Raw genomic sequence first — 16,069 nt, 5'->3', positions numbered from 1 at the left:
TTGAGGAAACAGTAGGAACGCAGATCACAAGGGACCAGAAATGCCCTGCTTCCGGATCATCAGGAAGTGCATGAGCATGAACACTGCCAGCAGCCAAGGCATCACAAAGGTGTGAAGGCTGTAGAAGCGGGTGAGCGTTGCCTGACCGACGCTTTCGCCACCGCGAAGCAGCTCCACCATGAAGTCGCCAACCACCGGAATGGCAGCAGGGACGCCCGAAACGATCTTCACGGCCCAGTAACCAACCTGATCCCAAGGCAGGGAGTAACCGGTCACGCCGAAGGAAACGGTGATCACGGCCATGGTCACACCGGTGACCCAGGTGAGCTCACGAGGACGCTTAAAACCGCCGGTGAGGTACACGCGGAACACGTGAAGAATGAGCATCAGCACCATCATTGATGCGCTCCAGCGGTGAACCGAGCGAATCAGCCAACCGAAACTGACGTCGGTCATCAGGTATTCGACCGACTTGTAAGCCTCAGCAACAGTGGGCTTGTAATAGAAAGTCATCGCGAACCCAGTCGCGAACTGGATCAGGAAGCACACCAACGTGATGCCCCCCAGGCAATAGAAAATGTTGACGTGGGGGGGCACGTATTTGGAACCGATGTCGTCAGCAATGTCCTGGATTTCCAGACGTTCCTGGAACCAGTCGTAAACCGGTGATGAGTTCGCCATGCACAAGCGGGCTCGAGTTGCGAAAGTCTACTGAGCACGCTTCTGCCACTGAGGCGAACCCACCGCGATGTATCCAACTGTTAACGATCTTTCAGACTGGCTGCGGCGCATGGGATTTCGAACACTGCGCCAGCTCATCGCAGCGGGTCTTTGCTGCTTTTTGGTGCTAGGCAGCGCCTGCACTGCTGTTGCACTTAGCGACACACAACAGCTCGTGGTGGACAGCTGGAGGCTTGTGAACCAGGGCTTTTGGAACCCAGAACAACTCGATGCGGTGCGTTGGAGGCGTCAACGGCAGAAGGCCATGGAACGCAGCATCGAGAGCAGTGACGACGCCTATGCGGCCATCGAATCGATGCTGGCTCAGCTGGGCGACCCTTACACCCGGCTGCTTCGTCCAGCGGACTACACGGCGCTGAAAAACAGCACCAACGGCAGCCTCAGCGGTGTGGGCTTGCAACTCGGGCCCGATGAGAGCAGCAATGGCATTGTGGTGATTTCGGCCCTCGAGGGTTCACCCGCCGGCGAGGCAGAGATCACCAGTGGCACGCAGTTGCTATCTGTTGATGGCCGACCCGTGGTGGATCTGGGACTTGAGGGAACCGTTGCAGCACTTCGGGGAGACGTGGGATCTCAGGTAGTGCTGACGCTGGACAACGGCAGCGGAGAAACAACTGAACTGACCCTGGAACGCCGCAGCGTGGACCTCAGGCCGGTGCGAACCCGGCGCTTGCGCACCGGCAGTCACACCCTTGGCTATCTGCGGATCACCCAGTTCAGCGACGGAGTCCCCGAACAGGTGAAAGAAGCCCTCACAGAGTTGCAAAACAAAGAGATCGAAGGATTGGTGCTCGACCTCCGCAACAACTCAGGCGGATTGGTGAGCGCTGGATTAGCAGTCGCAGACGACTTCCTTTCCGGTGACGCCATCGTTGAAACCCGCAACCGCGATGGCATTAATGACACCATCCAGGCCAGTCTCCAGACGGTGTACGACGGACCGATGGTCACCCTCGTGAATGGAGGAACGGCCAGTGCGAGCGAAATCCTGGCTGGCGCCCTTCAGGACAACGAACGCGCCACCCTGCTCGGAGGCCAGACCTTTGGCAAAGGGCTGATTCAAACGCTGACCAACCTCAGTGACGGCAGCGGCCTCGCCGTGACCGTCGCCGGCTACGTGACGCCGAGTGGACGAGATATTCAAGGAGAAGGCATCGCACCGGATCGTGGGTTGTCAGATCCGGAACCCCTGAATCCCGGCGGTGACGGTGATCGCTGGCTCTCGGAAGCCGAACAATGGATGGAGGCCCTGCTGGAACAACCCGCTGACGACACCGAGGCATGAGTCAGCGGACCTATCACGACCCTCTGCACCGCGGCATTGGTTTGGACCGCCAAGCCCCAGCCGAAGGAATGGTGATGGACCTGGTGGACACGGCGCCATTCCAGCGCCTGCGTCGCATCCGCCAGCTGGGTCCGGCCTACCTCACCTTTCACAGCGCTGAATCCAGTCGATTCACCCACTCGCTGGGGGTCTTTCATCTGGCACGCCGTGCATTTGAGCGGATGCTGCCGTTGGCACCCGAGTTGGAGACGTACCGGGGGCTCCTTTACGGAGCTGCTTTGCTCCATGACATCGGCCATGGCCCCCTCAGCCACACCGGTGAAGAGATGTTTGGCCTGCGCCATGAAGCGTGGTCCGCGCGTGTGATCCGGCATCACCCAGAGATCCGCGACTGTCTGGAGAGCCACGAATCCGGGACGGCTGAGGCGGTGGCAAATCTGCTGGAGCATGGACGCAGTCCTCACCCCCTGATCAAACATCTGGTCAGCAGTCAGCTGGATTGCGACCGACTGGATTACCTCCTGCGCGACAGCTACAGCACCGGAACGCGCTACGGGCAGCTCGATCTCGACCGCATCCTGGGAGCCCTGACCCTTGCCCCTGACGGGGACATGGCCATTCATCCAAAAGGTCTGATGGCTGTGGAGCACTACCTGGTGGTGAGGAACCTGATGTACAGGAGCGTCTACAACCACCGGCTGAATGTGGTGTGCAACTGGCTGCTAGAGAAACTGATCCAGACAGCACGACAACTGGGGCCTGAGCAGGTGTGGGCTGATGAGGTGATGGCCAGCTGGCTCTGGCAGCCAGACCAGATCGGCTTGGAGGACTTCCTCGCCAACGATGACCAACGCACCGGCTACCACCTCCAGCGTTGGCAAGCCGAAGCGCCGGCGGCTCTGGCTGAACTGAGTGGGCGTTTTCTGGATCGACGCCTGCTGAAAGCAACAGCCGTCGAGCATCTGTCTCCTGCTGATCAACTGCAATTGCTTGCGGCAGCAAGGCGCCTGGCCGATCGTCATGGCCACGACCCTGAGCTGTGCTGCGGGCTGCGACATCAGCAGCTGCGCGGGTACCACCCCTATCGAGGCGGCTTGCGCCTCTGGGACGGACAACAGCTTCAAGCCCTGGAGAAAGCCTCTCCCCTGGTCGCCAGTCTGGCGACCCCAGCGGCAACCTCCTGGTTGATTCACCCCCGTGACATCAGTGCCGAACTCAGGCAGGAAATGGACGTTGAATGGCCCCGAGCAGCAGCAGCGTGAAGCAGCCATGACCTTGAGGCTTCCCGACCAGCGCCTTGATCACTGGAGGGATCGTTTGCCTGATCTGCTCAGCAGGTGTTCCCAACCGATCGTTGATCTCGATTGCAGGGACTGGGTCCTGAACTGCAGCGACCTCACGGATTTGTGCGCGGCCGTCAGCGGGGCAGGCCATCAACTCGGACGCATCACCGGCCGGGTTCCCGAAACCATTGTGAGTGCTTCAGCCTTGGGACTGGACGCGAGCCGGTCCAATACGCCTTCCAGCCGTGAACTCCAGCCCAATCCTGTGACGACGGCCCCTTCCGAGCTGTTGTTTCACCACGGCACCCTGCGCTCCGGCGACCACCTCCAAAGCGAGCGCACCATCCTTCTCTATGGAGATGTGAATCCCGGAGCGCGGATCAGTTCAACGGCTGATGTTTTGGTGTGGGGTCGCCTGCGGGGCGTGGCCCATGCCGGATGTGAGGGGTCAACATCCGCGAAAATCGTTGCCCTGCAGCTGCGGCCACTGCAACTCAGGATTGCTGACGTTGTCGCCCGAGGCCCCGAGGATCTGCCCCAGGCAGGTTTGGCCGAACAGGCCAAGCTCAAGGATGGCGTGATCGCCATTGAACCCGCTGTCATCCAGAGCTTTCAAAAACGCTGACGGCGTTGTCAGGCCCAAAAGCCAGATTATTCTGGCCGCACAAAGCAGAACCCTGGTGTCGACGACCCGAACCATCCTCATCTGTTCTGGCAAGGGCGGTGTCGGAAAAACAACGACCACGGCAAACCTTGGGATCGCCCTTGCCCGCCAAGGTGCCAAGACCGTGGTTCTGGACGCCGACTTCGGCCTGAGGAACCTCGATCTGCTCCTGGGCCTGGAGAACCGCATCGTTTACACCGCCCAGGAGGTGCTTGCCGAGACCTGCCGGCTGGAGCAAGCCCTGGTGAAGCACAAGCAGGAGCCAAACCTGGCCCTGCTCCCTGCGGGCAACCCTCGGATGCTCGAGTGGCTCAAGCCCAAGGACATGCAGGCCATCGTTGCTCTGCTGGAACGCCAGTTCGATTACGTGTTGATCGACTGCCCGGCAGGCATCGAAGACGGGTTCAAAAATGCCGCGGCCGCAGCCCGAGAAGCAGTGGTGATCACCACCCCAGAAGTGGCCGCCGTGCGGGACGCTGATCGGGTGATCGGGCTTCTGAACACCCAGGGCGTGCAGCCGGTGCAGCTAGTGCTCAACAGGGTGCGGCCGAAGATGATGTCGAACCAGGAAATGCTTTCGGTGGACGACGTCACCGACATCCTGGCGTTACCTCTTTTGGGGCTTGTTTTTGAAGACGAACAGGTGATCGTGAGCACCAACCGCGGAGAACCCTTGACCCTGAGTGATTCGTCTTCCCCAGCGGCCCATGCCTACGGCAACATCGCTCAACGACTTCAGGGTGAAGACATTCCTCTGATGGACCCCTCGCAGGCCCGCCGCGGCCTCCGCGCCAGGATGCGCAAGCTGATGCAAACCCGGATTTTCTGAGGCGATGACACTCAAGGAATTCATCGACAAACTCCTGCGCCGTCAGCCCGCCAGTGCAGAAACAGCCAAAGAGCGGCTGCAGTTGGTGCTGGCTCACGACCGAAGTGACCTCAATCCGGAGCTGCTCGAACAAATGCGCCGCGAGATCCTCGAAGTGGTGGCCCGCTACGTGGAGATCGACCTAGCACAAGGTGATGTGAGCCTCGAGACCGAAGACCGCGTCACCGCCCTGGTGGCCAACCTGCCGATCCGTCGCCCCATCGCCCAAACCGCGAAGGTGGAACCCTCTGAGCAGCAACCTGCTCAAGCTTGAAACATCGGATCCCGAACCTCCTCACCCCCGCTGAAAGTCGGGTGATGCCTTTGTTGCTCGAAGGCCTCAATAACCGTGCCATCGCCCAGCGGTTGGTGATCAGTCATCGCACCGTGGAGTGCCACATCAGCAGGGCACTCCGGAAAAACGGATGTCGCAATCAACTCGAGCTGGTGCTTTGGCTGATCAGCGATCAAGACCCCGCCTTGAATCGCCTGGCAGCCGGTACGATGCAGCCCATGCCGGCTTAGCTCAGCGGTAGAGCAGCGCTTTTGTAAAGCGAAGGCCATCGGTTCAAATCCGTTAGCCGGCTTGATCTGGTTCAGGGCGACGTGCTGCGGTCTGATTCTCCTGCCAGCAGCCAGATGAAGAACAACCCCAACATCCAGGGGAGAAAATTTAGTTGAAGCGTCCAGGTGAAGACAAGTTCAAGGGGTTCCAGCACCCAATGAAGCAAGGCCATCACCAGCAGGCAGAGCCCAACAAGCGAGATCACTCGAGCACCTCAACCCCTGCTGGAATCACAGCACCCCGGCGCACCAGGCGCCAGCGTCCGTCGTCAACCCAGACCAACACCGTGCTGGCCTGGCCCGAGGGTTGAGGCCAAGGCTGCGGACCCAGCTGAGAAACGTCAGGGAAAACCAGAGCCGCCTCTGCTGCGGTCATGCTTGCGGGTTCACCGGAGCGATTGGCACTGGTGGTGGCCAACGGCCCGCTGATCTGAAGCAGCGCGCGGGTCTGCTCACAGGCCGGAATGCGGCAGCCCAGTGTTGTGCCGCCTGGGTTGAGGTATCGGCCTGCACCGCCATCACGGGCAGGCAACACCAGGGTGAGCGCTCCAGGCCAATAGCGCTCAGCCAACGCTTCAACCTCCCGATGGCACGGAACCGCAACCTCGTGGAGCAAATCATTGACGGATGCCCCCATCAGAATCAGGGGCTTATCGGCTGGTCGACGTTTCAAGCGCCAGAGGGTCTGGGCTTGATCGGGACACACCGCCAGTCCCGGCAGGGTGTCGGTGGGAATGATGGCGGCTTCACCGGCACGAAGCCGCAGCGCTAGGTCGGAGGCGGCCAGAACCGGAGCAGGCATGAATCCTTCCTTCATCGCAGAAGTTGCATCAGCTTGATTCGGCAGGTTTACGAGCAAGCGCGAAGCGAAGGGTCCCCTCAAGATCAGCGGCCGCTCTGCCCTCCACCAAGCCGGCATCCCGCAGCAGCTGCATCACCTGAGCGCTCTGATCGTGATGGTGTTCAAGCAGAAGCCAGCCTCCGGGCGACAACCCCGTTGGTGCTCCATCCACCACAGCCCGAATCGCGTCCAAACCATCCGCTCCCCCGAGCAATGCCAAGTGAGGTTCGTGGTCACGGACCACAGCCTCAAGACCGTCAACCACAGCACCGGGGATGTACGGAGGATTGCTGACCACCAAATCGAGGCTTCCCCACCAACTCTTCAGGGGCGACCACCACGAACCGAGGTGCAGCGAACAACTGTGATGCGGGGCGCAACGCTCAAGGTTGCGTTCTGCCAACTGCAAGGCATCGGAACTGAGGTCGACGCCATGCCCTGGTGCCGTCGGCCAGGCACGGGCCAGAGCCACAGCGATGGCCCCTGAGCCAGTGCCGAGGTCAGCCCAACGGGCGGGAGGGGTGGCTTTGAACTGGCTCAGGGCTAGATCCACCAGCAGTTCTGTTTCCTGACGGGGAATCAATGCGGCAGGCGACGACTCAAGCAGCACATCCCGCCAGGGACAGAGCCCCACCAGGTGCTGGAGGGGAACATTCCCGTGAAGGTGACGCTCCCACAGCCCAGAGAGCATCTCAAGGGACTGCTCCAAGTCGACGCTGCGCGTCGGGTCCAGCAACAGCCGTTTGAGGCTGGCCCAACGAAGACCACCAGCCAGATCAAGCAACCAATCCAGATCAGCCGCGGTGCCACCCCGGGCGAGTTGTTGGCGCCGCCAATGCAACACATCAGTGCCGGCAACGGTTGTGCAGTCTCTCAAGGCCGAGGCTTGCGCCAATGCAATCCAGATTCACACAGCAGTTCGCGCCGACACTCAAGGGCCAAAAGCTGGGGGGCCAGCTCAGCAGGGGAGCACTGCAAACAAAGCACCAGCTGATCAAAGGTCGCTCCTGAGCCAATAGCCTCCATCAACCGTTGATGCTTGCCGCGAGACTCCTCTGACCTCAACGGGCCCTCGCCAATGGAGGCGAGCAGATCCTCAGGGTGAATCAAGGCAGTCGCACCATCCCGAAGCAGGGCATTGCTGCCCCGACAGGACCAACGGCGGGCATCCCCCGGAACCACCCACACGGGGTAATGCATCCGACTCGCCCAGCGGGCCGAAATTAGTGCTCCGCTGCGTTGCTGACACTCCACCACAACAAGTGCTTGGGCAAAGGCCACCAACCAACGGTTCCGCGCCGCGAAATGCCCTGGGCGCACACGGCAGCCGGATCGGCTGGGGCTCACCAACAGCCCTTGCCTTCCGACCTGCTGTTGCAACGATCGGTGGTGCGCTGGATAGACACGATCCAAGGGTGTCCCCAACACTCCGATGGGTGCGCCGTTTCTGGCCAAACAGCCGCGATGGGCTGCAGCATCAACCCCTTCCGCAAGACCACTGAAGACGGGCCAACCCGCCTCGGCCAAAGCACGGCCCAGTTCTTCAGCCATGGCAAGGCCATGGTCCGAGGCGGAACGGGTGCCCACCACTGCGATGGCTGTGCGGGCATTGATGTGCCGAAGCAGCGATCGATCCCCTTCGACGTACAGCCCGGAAGGGGGTAAGTGCATCTGATCCAAACAACTTGGCCAGGCAGGGTCACCCGGCAGAAGGGCACAAGCAGGCACATCAAGAGTGGGGGAAGCCCCGTGCTCGCGTCTGTAACGCTCAACGTCGCGCAAACAGTGCGCCGGCCAAGCCAGCGTCTCGCCAAAGCGTTCGATCGGCCAACCCCAGAGCTGATCAGGGCCGACCGCTTGATCGCGGCAAAGCCTGCGCATATCGTCCATGCGTGCGTTGCCCAAGCCAGGGCAACAGGTCCAGAGCCACCACCACCACCCGCACCAGTCCCGAGCAAGTACATGTGTACCAGCACGGCAGCAGCGGCTCGTGTTTCAATTCAGAGCGCTTGGCGCACCAGCTGATCCATCACCTCCTGAAGCTGCGCCGGCACACGCCTAAGCACGCGCCCCTCACGCACCATCACCAGATTCACCGACGCCTCCGCAACCACCGTGTTTCTGCAGACAAAGCGAGAGACCCATGGCCAGCGCACCCCCTGCTGAGCAGGGCATCGGCTTTCAACACACACTTCGTCGCCGTGCCGGAGCGGATGGCGGTAATCCAGCTGAAGGGACACCACCGGCATATCGACACCCATCGCGGTCATGGCGGCATAACCAAGGCCCGCCGCCTGAAGGGCCTCAACCCTGGCTTCCTCAAGCCACTGCACATAAGCCCCATGCCACATCACACCGGCGTAATCGGTGTGCTGAGGGAGCACACGCTTGGTCAGGGTGAACATGATCCGCGTAACGCTGTGACATCAGCTTGTCTCCACGGAGGCAACCACCCATAGGCTTCCGCAGAGGTTGCTTCATCTCCCTGTGTTCAGGAACCTTCTGATTGCCGACTCGGGCAAGGGTCACGTCGAGGAAATGATCCGGATGCTCCAGGACATTCCCAGCCTGAAGGCCGCAAAAATCAATTTGCTGCATGTGGTGTCGGAGCAAAGCAAGTCGCAGTCCGACGGCCATCGCGATGAAGCAGCAAACCTCTTGAACAGTGCAATCACGCGCATGGGCCTGAGCCCATCAAGCGTGAGCACCTTGATTCGTGAGGGCGACACCAAGCAGACCGTGCTCAAGGTTGCCGATGAGGTTCAAGCCGACTTGATCGTGATGGGATCCCGCGGCCTGGGACGCCTTCAATCGATCCTGGCCAACAGCACCAGCCAATACGTCTTTCAACTGTCCACGCGGCCGATGCTGCTGGTGCGGGATGACCTCTACGTCAAGCATGTCAACCGCGTGATGGTGACGATTGACGGAACAGGCGTTGGGGACGACGCCCTGCGAACAGCCTGCGAACTGGTGCGTGAAATCCCTGGCGGAACCCTCACTGGTGTTCATGTCGTACGTCAGGAGTCAGCACCCTCCCGGGGAGGCCGCACAAAAGTAATCGAGGTTCTCGACTCCGCTGTTCAGCGGGCCAGGGGTTTCGGTGTCGACATGAAAGCCATCAACACCAAAGGGAAGGACATCGGTCGCAGCGTTTGCCTGGCTGCATCGGAGTGCAACGCCGACCTGGTGGTCATCGCCTCTCAGGACCGACGCCCTCTTGTCGCCCGAGGGCTGGTGGATTTGGACAAGCTGCTGGGCGGATCAGTAAGCGACTACATCCGAGTGCACGCACCAGCTCCTGTGCTGCTGGTGCGTGAGCCTGAACAGGGCTGAATCAGGCCTCGTTGTTCTGCGTGCCGATGTAGAGCACGATCAGGAAGATCGCCGGAACCAGAATGAACATGAGGCTGGCGACGAATCCGAGATCGTTGGTTTCCATGGCCGTTGAAGGGGTCCAGGCGAAGGTATCACCGACAAGAGGCCTGAGGAGCGTCTGCTCTAGGCCTCTTCACCGGCGGTAGCAGCTTTGGCATCTCGGCTGTCGCCATCGACCCCATCCTGATCCTCCTCATCGAGTTCACTGGCCGGAGGCGCTGGCCATGCGGTGGGGCCCGCCGGCAGCGGCGCCTGCCTGGCCGCAGCCAATCTCGAATCGGCATTGGCGAGCCTCACCTGAGGCCGGGTGAGAACCATGACGGACTTCTCCACCAGGGCCTGGCAGGCCAGACGCCACTCCTGGGGTCGGCGGCGCAGCTTGCTGTCTTCGACGGCGGTGCGTGCCGTCAGTGCATCGGCATTGTCTTCGTCGACCACGGAAACAAAGCAGGTGATGCACTGACCACAGCCTCCACAGTTGCCCAGCTGCCCCTTCAGACCATAGAGCTCGATGCCCTCACGCCGGGCTACCTCACGCAGATTCTCACCGGGATAACACTCCACATCACGCCCTTCGCGAACAAAACGGATAACGGGCATGAGCTCACAAGCAACCAACACCCATCATGGGCTGAAGCATTGCGTTTTGTGAACAGCAGGGGCCTGACTTTCATGTCACTGACCGTTGCGGGCAGGTCACTTTTCCCCCGCCCCATGGACTGAAGCCCTTACGATCGACCATGTCTGACTGCATAAGCAGTCTTGTCCCCCGAACCTGACCCATGGGATTGCCCTGGTATCGGGTGCACACCGTTGTCATTAATGACCCGGGCCGCCTTCTGGCTGTGCACCTCATGCATACAGCCCTCGTAGCCGGCTGGGCCGGCTCCATGGCTCTCTACGAGCTGGCCATTTTCGATCCGTCTGACCCTGTCCTGAACCCCATGTGGCGTCAGGGCATGTTCGTGATGCCTTTCATGTCCCGCCTTGGCGTGACCGGCAGCTGGGGTGGATGGAGCATCACCGGCGAAACGGGTGTTGATCCCGGTTTCTGGAGTTTTGAGGGCGTTGCTGCCGCTCACATAGTTTTCTCCGGCCTGATGATGCTGGCCGCCATCTGGCACTGGACTTATTGGGATCTTGAGATCTGGCAGGACCCCCGCACTGGCGAACCCGCCCTCGACCTGCCGAAGATCTTCGGCATCCACCTGCTTCTCGCAGGACTCGGCTGCTTCGGTTTCGGTGCTTTCCACCTCACTGGCGTCTTCGGGCCAGGCATGTGGATTTCTGACCCCTATGCATTAACTGGTCATCTCGAGGCGGTTCAACCGTCTTGGGGGCCTGAAGGTTTCAACCCCTTCAACCCCGGTGGCATCGTTGCCCACCACATTGCCGCCGGCATCGTCGGCATCATTGCTGGCATTTTCCACATCACCACGCGACCGCCCGAGCGCCTCTACAAAGCGCTTCGGATGGGCAACATCGAAACGGTTCTGGCCAGCGCCATCGCAGCCGTGTTCTTCGCAGCCTTCATCGTGGCTGGAACCATGTGGTACGGCTCTGCCGCGACCCCCGTCGAGCTGTTTGGCCCCACCCGTTATCAGTGGGATCAGAACTACTTCAAAACTGAGATCAATCGTCGGGTTCAAACCGCGATGGATGATGGTGCCACCCAGGAAGAAGCCTTCGAGGCCATCCCTGAGAAGCTCGCTTTTTATGACTATGTTGGCAACAGCCCCGCCAAAGGTGGTCTGTTCCGCGTGGGTCCGATGGTGAACGGCGATGGTTTGGCAACCGCCTGGGTTGGTCACATCGCATTCAGTGACAATGAAGGTCGCAACCTCGAAGTCCGTCGCCTGCCGAACTTCTTCGAGAACTTCCCCGTCGTTCTGGAAGACGAGCAGGGCATCGTTCGTGCAGACATTCCCTACCGTCGCGCAGAAGCCAAGTTCTCCTTCGAACAACAAGGCGTGACCGCCAAGGTGTTCGGTGGCGCACTTGACGGCCAGACCTTCACTGACCCTGCCGACGTAAAGCGCCTTGCCCGTAAGGCACAGCTGGGTGAAGCCTTCGACTTCGACCGTGAGACCTACAACTCTGACGGCACGTTCCGCAGCTCGCCACGCGGCTGGTTCACCTTTGGCCACGCCACCTTCGCGCTGCTGTTCTTCTTCGGTCACATCTGGCACGGTGCCCGCACCCTGTACCGCGACGTTTTCGCTGGTATTGATCCCGACCTCGGAGATCAGGTGGAGTTTGGCCTCTTCGCCAAGCTCGGTGACAAAACCACCCGTCGCCTGCCCGAGGGCTACGTTCCCCCCGCAGGAACTCCTCTCAACTGATCGCCCTCTAGGAACAACACGATGGAAAGCTTCGCTTACGTCCTCATCCTTACCCTCGCGATTGCCACCCTCTTTTTCGCAATCGCCTTCCGCGATCCGCCGAAAATCGGTAAGTGATTTGATCCCTCAAAACCCCGCCTCGGCGGGGTTTTTTCATGCTTTCCATCACCCATCGTCGCAAGCCGGTCTCGTCCACACGAGTGGATCACAGCAGTCTCACGTCAGCAACAGCCGTCGACGGAATCCTCAAATGAGACTGATGTCCACGAGGCCCTTCTCAAGTCTCAAATCACTGTCTACAGTTGGTGCAACTAATTGATGCCCTCGGGGATGCAGTGCCCCTCCTGCCAAAACACAGATAGTCGCGTTCTCGAATCCAGGGCAGCGGATGGTGGACGCAGCGTGAGACGACGGCGTGAATGCCTCAACTGTGAATTTCGCTTCACCACCTACGAGCGCGTGGAAACCGTTCCGATCACGGTGATCAAACGCAACGGCAACCGGGAAATCTTTAGCCGCAGCAAGTTGCTGCACGGCTTGAATCGTGCATGCGAGAAAACGGGTTTGGACACGTCTCGGCTCGAATCCCTCGTGGAAGAGCTCGAACTGAGACTCCAGCAACGCACCGGAAAGGAAGTCAGCAGCACTGAGATCGGTGAGTTTGTGCTGAGGGATCTCAAGCAGATCAGCGAAGTGGCCTACATCCGATTCGCATCGGTTTACCGCCAGTTCCGTGGCATTGACGACTTCGTGTCGACCCTGGAAACACTGAACGCCGATCAGGAACAGAACCACCTGGCCACAGTTCGTTAAATCGGTGCGTTGAATTCAGTGTTGAACCACTAGGCGGCATCGCTGCACTGAAGCCGTCGGTCAGGTCTGTAAAGTCAGTAGTTCTCCATGAAACGTCGGCGGGCGTTCCATGCGATTTTTTCGAACTACCCACCTGAGGTAGACCGCCAGCCCCCCATGTCTGCGACTCCGACAGAAGAACAGATCCAGCATCAGGTTCAGGACGCGAACGCCACAGAAGCCTCTGCAGAAACCGTCGCCGCCGATCAGGCGTTTGAGGGTGAGGATCTGACCATTCCTGAAGACGTCCCCACCGCGGATGATCCAAGCAGCCGCGCCGCCAGCCGCAGCCTGGACGATGCCGGATTCACCATCGATGAGTTCGCGGCTCTCCTCAGCAAGTACGACTACAACTTCAAGCCTGGCGACATCGTCAACGGCACGGTCTTCGCCCTGGAATCGAAGGGCGCCATGATCGACATCGGCGCCAAGACGGCTGCCTTCATGCCTCTGCAAGAGGTGTCAATCAACCGGGTCGAGGGTCTGAGCGACGTGCTCCAGCCCGGAGAGATCCGCGAGTTCTTCATCATGAGTGAGGAGAACGAAGATGGTCAGCTGGCGCTGTCGATCCGTCGGATTGAATACCAGCGGGCTTGGGAGCGGGTCCGCCAGCTCCAGAAGGAAGACGCCACCATCTACTCCGAAGTGTTTGCTACCAACCGTGGTGGTGCCTTGGTGCGCGTTGAAGGTCTGCGGGGCTTCATCCCCGGATCCCACATCAGCACCCGCAAGCCGAAGGAAGAACTGGTTGCCGACTTCCTGCCTCTGAAGTTCCTCGAGGTGGACGAGGAGCGCAACCGCCTGGTGCTCAGCCACCGCCGCGCCCTGGTGGAGCGGAAGATGAATCGCCTGGAAGTGGGCGAAGTTGTGGTGGGTACCGTCCGCGGCATCAAGCCCTACGGCGCCTTCATCGACATCGGTGGTGTCAGCGGTCTGCTGCACATTTCCGAGATCAGCCACGAGCACATCGAGACCCCCCACTCGGTGTTGAACGTGAATGATCAAATGAAGGTGATGATCATCGATCTGGATGCCGAGCGCGGCCGGATTTCGTTGTCCACGAAGGCTCTCGAGCCCGAACCCGGCGACATGCTCACCGACCCCCAGAAGGTGTTCGAGAAGGCCGAGGAAATGGCTGCTCGTTACAAGCAGATGCTGATGGAGCAGGCCGAAGAGGGCGAAGATCCGATCAGCTCCATGATGATCTGAGCCTGATGGCCCAACTGCTGCTGAAGGGACATCCCATCGGCAATTTCCAAGGGGTGCTGTTCGATAAGGACGGCACCCTTTCCCATAGCGAGCCGCATCTGCTGGTCTTGGCAGACGCACGCATCAACAAAGCCGTCAAGGTTGCTCAGGAAAAAGCCCATGCGCTGAAACCCTCTGAGCTGCGCCACACCCTGCGCAGAGCGTTCGGTGTTGATCAAGGCATGCTCGATCCCGGCGGAACCCTGGCGGTTGCCTCCAGGCAGGACAACATCGCCTCGACGGCAACGGTGTTCTGCCTGTTGGGCTGCTCATGGCCCCAGGCTCTCTCCCTGGCCCAGACGTGCTTCGACGCGGTTGACCAGGACGGCCTGATCGACACCACCCCAAGCCCATTGATCAACGGGGCTGGGCAACTCTTGCGGAACCTGCACCAGCAGGGCGTCACCGCTGCTGTGATCAGCAACGACACCCATTCCGGCATTGAAGACTTCCTGGCTCACCATCAGCTCAGCGCAGGCGTTGCCGGCATCTGGAGTGCTGACGACCATCCGCGCAAACCCGATCCACAGGCCGTCCTGGAACTGTGCAAGAGGCTTGGCCTACCACCCCACCGGTGTGCCTTGGTTGGCGATGCGGAGACCGACCTTCAGATGGCCCTTGAGGCCGGTATCGGCGGCGTGATCGGCTTCACCGGTGGCTGGAAGCGTGCTCCGGAACTGCCATCAGCACAGCATCTGCTCCACAGTTGGACCGACCTCGCCCTCAGCACAGACGCGTAAAGTCGCGCGATATGGAGCGCCGAATGAGCCGTTACGTCTTTACGTCTGAGTCCGTCACCGAAGGGCATCCCGACAAGATCTGCGACCAGGTGAGCGACGCCGTTCTCGATGCTCTGCTGGCGCAAGATCCCTCCAGCCGTGTGGCCTGCGAGACCGTTGTGAACACGGGCCTCTGCATGATCACCGGTGAGGTGACCTCCAAGGCGCAGGTGGATTTCATCCACCTGGTGCGCAACGTGATCAAGGAGATCGGTTACAGCGGCGCCCGGGCCGGTGGCTTCGATGCCAACAGCTGTGCGGTGCTGGTGGCCCTCGACCAACAGTCTCCCGACATCGCCCAGGGCGTGAACGAGGCCGACGACCACGCCGGTGATCCCTTGGATCTGGTGGGTGCCGGCGACCAGGGAATCATGTTCGGCTACGCCTGCAACGAGACACCCGAACTGATGCCGTTGCCGATCAGCCTGGCCCACAGGCTGTCGCGCCGCCTGGCCGAAGTGCGCCACAACGGAACCCTGGGTTACCTGCTTCCCGATGGCAAAACCCAGGTGAGCGTTGTCTACGAAAACGACAAGCCCGTCTCGATCGACACGATTCTGATTTCCACCCAGCACACCGCTGAAGTGGACGGGATCAGTGATGAGCAGGGCATCCGCGAGCGCATCACCGAAGACCTCTGGACCCATGTGGTGGAGCCGGCGACCGCCGATCTGGCGCTCAAGCCCTCCCGCGAGGCCACAAAGTATCTGGTGAACCCCACCGGCAAATTCGTGGTGGGTGGCCCTCAGGGCGATGCCGGTCTCACCGGCCGCAAGATCATTGTGGACACCTACGGCGGCTATGCCCGCCACGGCGGTGGTGCTTTCTCCGGCAAGGACCCCACCAAAGTGGATCGTTCGGCCGCCTACGCCGCGCGCTACGTGGCCAAGTGCCTTGTGGCCGCAGGGCTCGCCGAACGGGCCGAAGTGCAGCTGAGCTACGCCATCGGCGTGGCCAAGCCCGTGTCGATCCTGGTGGAATCCTTCGGCACCAGCGCACTGGCCAACGATGCCCTCACCGCCTTGGTGCAGGAGCACTTCGATCTGCGCCCCGGCGCCATCATCGAGACCTTCGGTCTGCGCAACCTCCCCCAGCAACGGGGCGGGTGTTTTTATCAGGACACAGCGGCTTACGGCCATTTCGGACGCAACGATCTCAACGCCCCCTGGGAAGACGTGACAGCGAAAAGCCAGGAGCTGAAGCAGGTCGCCGCGGCCTGAAGCC

Annotated in this window: 21 protein-coding genes and 1 tRNA gene; 14 read left to right on the top strand and 8 right to left on the bottom strand. The window is 60.7% G+C overall.

What is annotated here, in order from left to right; all coding sequences use genetic code 11:
• Window positions 1-24: 24 nt before the first annotated feature.
• Complete coding sequence (gene petB, locus SYNCC9605_RS02440; protein WP_011363493.1) at window positions 25-681, bottom strand: cytochrome b6; 657 nt, start codon at window positions 679-681, stop codon at window positions 25-27.
• Between the two features lie 67 nt (window positions 682-748).
• Between petB and ctpZ the strand changes: the two genes are divergently transcribed.
• The 7 genes from ctpZ (at window position 749) to SYNCC9605_RS02405 (ending at window position 5,428) form a co-directional block, all read left to right on the top strand.
• Complete coding sequence (ctpZ, locus tag SYNCC9605_RS02435; protein ID WP_041434370.1) at window positions 749-2,026, top strand: carboxyl-terminal processing protease CtpZ; 1,278 nt, start codon at window positions 749-751, stop codon at window positions 2,024-2,026.
• Entirely contained in the window at window positions 2,023-3,288 is a 1,266-nt protein-coding gene (locus SYNCC9605_RS02430) for an HD domain-containing protein (RefSeq protein WP_011363491.1), read from the top strand. Before ctpZ ends, SYNCC9605_RS02430 begins: the two co-directional genes overlap by 4 nt.
• Window positions 3,289-3,295: 7 nt before the next feature.
• The gene (minC, locus tag SYNCC9605_RS02425; RefSeq protein ID WP_011363490.1) at window positions 3,296-3,934 is read left to right on the top strand and encodes a septum site-determining protein MinC; all 639 of its coding nucleotides are present in this window, start codon (window positions 3,296-3,298) and stop codon (window positions 3,932-3,934) included.
• A 55-nt stretch (window positions 3,935-3,989) separates the two neighbouring features.
• A complete protein-coding gene (gene minD, locus SYNCC9605_RS02420) occupies window positions 3,990-4,802 on the top strand; it encodes a septum site-determining protein MinD (protein WP_011363489.1) in 813 nt (270 codons plus the stop codon).
• Between the two features lie 4 nt (window positions 4,803-4,806).
• Complete coding sequence (gene minE, locus SYNCC9605_RS02415; protein WP_011363488.1) at window positions 4,807-5,115, top strand: cell division topological specificity factor MinE; 309 nt, start codon at window positions 4,807-4,809, stop codon at window positions 5,113-5,115.
• Complete coding sequence (locus SYNCC9605_RS13610; protein WP_156782953.1) at window positions 5,112-5,366, top strand: helix-turn-helix domain-containing protein; 255 nt, start codon at window positions 5,112-5,114, stop codon at window positions 5,364-5,366. Before minE ends, SYNCC9605_RS13610 begins: the two co-directional genes overlap by 4 nt.
• Window positions 5,357-5,428, top strand: a tRNA-Thr gene (locus SYNCC9605_RS02405). Before SYNCC9605_RS13610 ends, SYNCC9605_RS02405 begins: the two co-directional genes overlap by 10 nt.
• Window positions 5,429-5,437: 9 nt before the next feature.
• Here the strand turns inward: SYNCC9605_RS02405 and SYNCC9605_RS15005 are convergent.
• The 5 genes from SYNCC9605_RS15005 to SYNCC9605_RS02385 form a co-directional block, all read right to left on the bottom strand.
• Window positions 5,438-5,611, bottom strand: coding sequence for a hypothetical protein (locus SYNCC9605_RS15005; RefSeq protein WP_011363486.1), 174 nt, complete (start codon window positions 5,609-5,611; stop codon window positions 5,438-5,440).
• Window positions 5,608-6,222, bottom strand: coding sequence for an L-threonylcarbamoyladenylate synthase (locus tag SYNCC9605_RS02400; protein WP_156782952.1), 615 nt, complete (start codon window positions 6,220-6,222; stop codon window positions 5,608-5,610). The genes SYNCC9605_RS15005 and SYNCC9605_RS02400 overlap by 4 nt, the downstream gene beginning before the upstream one ends.
• Window positions 6,223-6,235: 13 nt before the next feature.
• The gene (prmC, locus tag SYNCC9605_RS02395; protein ID WP_156782951.1) at window positions 6,236-7,123 is read right to left on the bottom strand and encodes a peptide chain release factor N(5)-glutamine methyltransferase; all 888 of its coding nucleotides are present in this window, start codon (window positions 7,121-7,123) and stop codon (window positions 6,236-6,238) included.
• Window positions 7,120-8,136 carry a DNA-processing protein DprA gene (locus SYNCC9605_RS02390; protein ID WP_011363483.1) on the bottom strand — a complete coding sequence of 339 codons (1,017 nt, stop codon included), beginning with the start codon at window positions 8,134-8,136 and terminating at the stop codon, window positions 7,120-7,122. Before SYNCC9605_RS02390 ends, prmC begins: the two co-directional genes overlap by 4 nt.
• Window positions 8,137-8,246: 110 nt before the next feature.
• Window positions 8,247-8,651: an acyl-CoA thioesterase gene (locus tag SYNCC9605_RS02385; protein ID WP_011363482.1), complete on the bottom strand. Its 405-nt coding sequence runs from the start codon at window positions 8,649-8,651 to the stop codon at window positions 8,247-8,249.
• A gap of 82 nt (window positions 8,652-8,733) precedes the next feature.
• On the opposite strand from SYNCC9605_RS02385, the gene SYNCC9605_RS02380 reads away from it, so the two are divergent.
• A complete protein-coding gene (locus tag SYNCC9605_RS02380; protein WP_011363481.1) occupies window positions 8,734-9,582 on the top strand; it encodes a universal stress protein in 849 nt (282 codons plus the stop codon).
• 1 nt (window position 9,583) lies between these two features.
• Here the strand turns inward: SYNCC9605_RS02380 and psbM are convergent, their stop codons facing one another.
• Window positions 9,584-9,688 (bottom strand): photosystem II reaction center protein PsbM, encoded by a 105-nt coding sequence (psbM, locus tag SYNCC9605_RS02375; protein ID WP_011363480.1) that lies wholly within the window; start codon window positions 9,686-9,688, stop codon window positions 9,584-9,586.
• Between the two features lie 59 nt (window positions 9,689-9,747).
• Window positions 9,748-10,224 (bottom strand): 2Fe-2S iron-sulfur cluster-binding protein, encoded by a 477-nt coding sequence (locus SYNCC9605_RS02370; protein WP_011363479.1) that lies wholly within the window; start codon window positions 10,222-10,224, stop codon window positions 9,748-9,750.
• A 182-nt stretch (window positions 10,225-10,406) separates the two neighbouring features.
• Here SYNCC9605_RS02370 and psbB point away from each other — a divergent pair, with 182 nt between their 5' ends.
• From psbB to metK, 6 genes are all read left to right on the top strand, one after another.
• Entirely contained in the window at window positions 10,407-11,966 is a 1,560-nt protein-coding gene (gene psbB / locus SYNCC9605_RS02365) for a photosystem II chlorophyll-binding protein CP47 (protein ID WP_011363478.1), read from the top strand.
• A 21-nt stretch (window positions 11,967-11,987) separates the two neighbouring features.
• On the top strand, window positions 11,988-12,083 hold the full coding sequence (locus tag SYNCC9605_RS02360) for a photosystem II reaction center protein T (protein ID WP_011128841.1): 96 nt from the start codon (window positions 11,988-11,990) through the stop codon (window positions 12,081-12,083).
• 213 nt (window positions 12,084-12,296) lie between these two features.
• On the top strand, window positions 12,297-12,779 hold the full coding sequence (gene nrdR, locus SYNCC9605_RS02355; RefSeq protein ID WP_041434368.1) for a transcriptional regulator NrdR: 483 nt from the start codon (window positions 12,297-12,299) through the stop codon (window positions 12,777-12,779).
• Between the two features lie 156 nt (window positions 12,780-12,935).
• On the top strand, window positions 12,936-14,027 hold the full coding sequence (locus SYNCC9605_RS02350; protein WP_041434367.1) for a 30S ribosomal protein S1: 1,092 nt from the start codon (window positions 12,936-12,938) through the stop codon (window positions 14,025-14,027).
• A 5-nt stretch (window positions 14,028-14,032) separates the two neighbouring features.
• Complete coding sequence (locus tag SYNCC9605_RS02345) at window positions 14,033-14,806, top strand: HAD family hydrolase (RefSeq protein WP_011363475.1); 774 nt, start codon at window positions 14,033-14,035, stop codon at window positions 14,804-14,806.
• 23 nt (window positions 14,807-14,829) lie between these two features.
• Window positions 14,830-16,065 carry a methionine adenosyltransferase gene (metK, locus tag SYNCC9605_RS02340; protein ID WP_011363474.1) on the top strand — a complete coding sequence of 412 codons (1,236 nt, stop codon included), beginning with the start codon at window positions 14,830-14,832 and terminating at the stop codon, window positions 16,063-16,065.
• Window positions 16,066-16,069: the final 4 nt, after the last annotated feature.

The organism is Synechococcus sp. CC9605, assembly GCF_000012625.1.
Taxonomy (GTDB): domain Bacteria; phylum Cyanobacteriota; class Cyanobacteriia; order PCC-6307; family Cyanobiaceae; genus Parasynechococcus.
The sequence above is the reverse complement of the archived record's forward strand: the minus strand, read 5'-3'. Positions and strand labels throughout refer to the sequence as shown.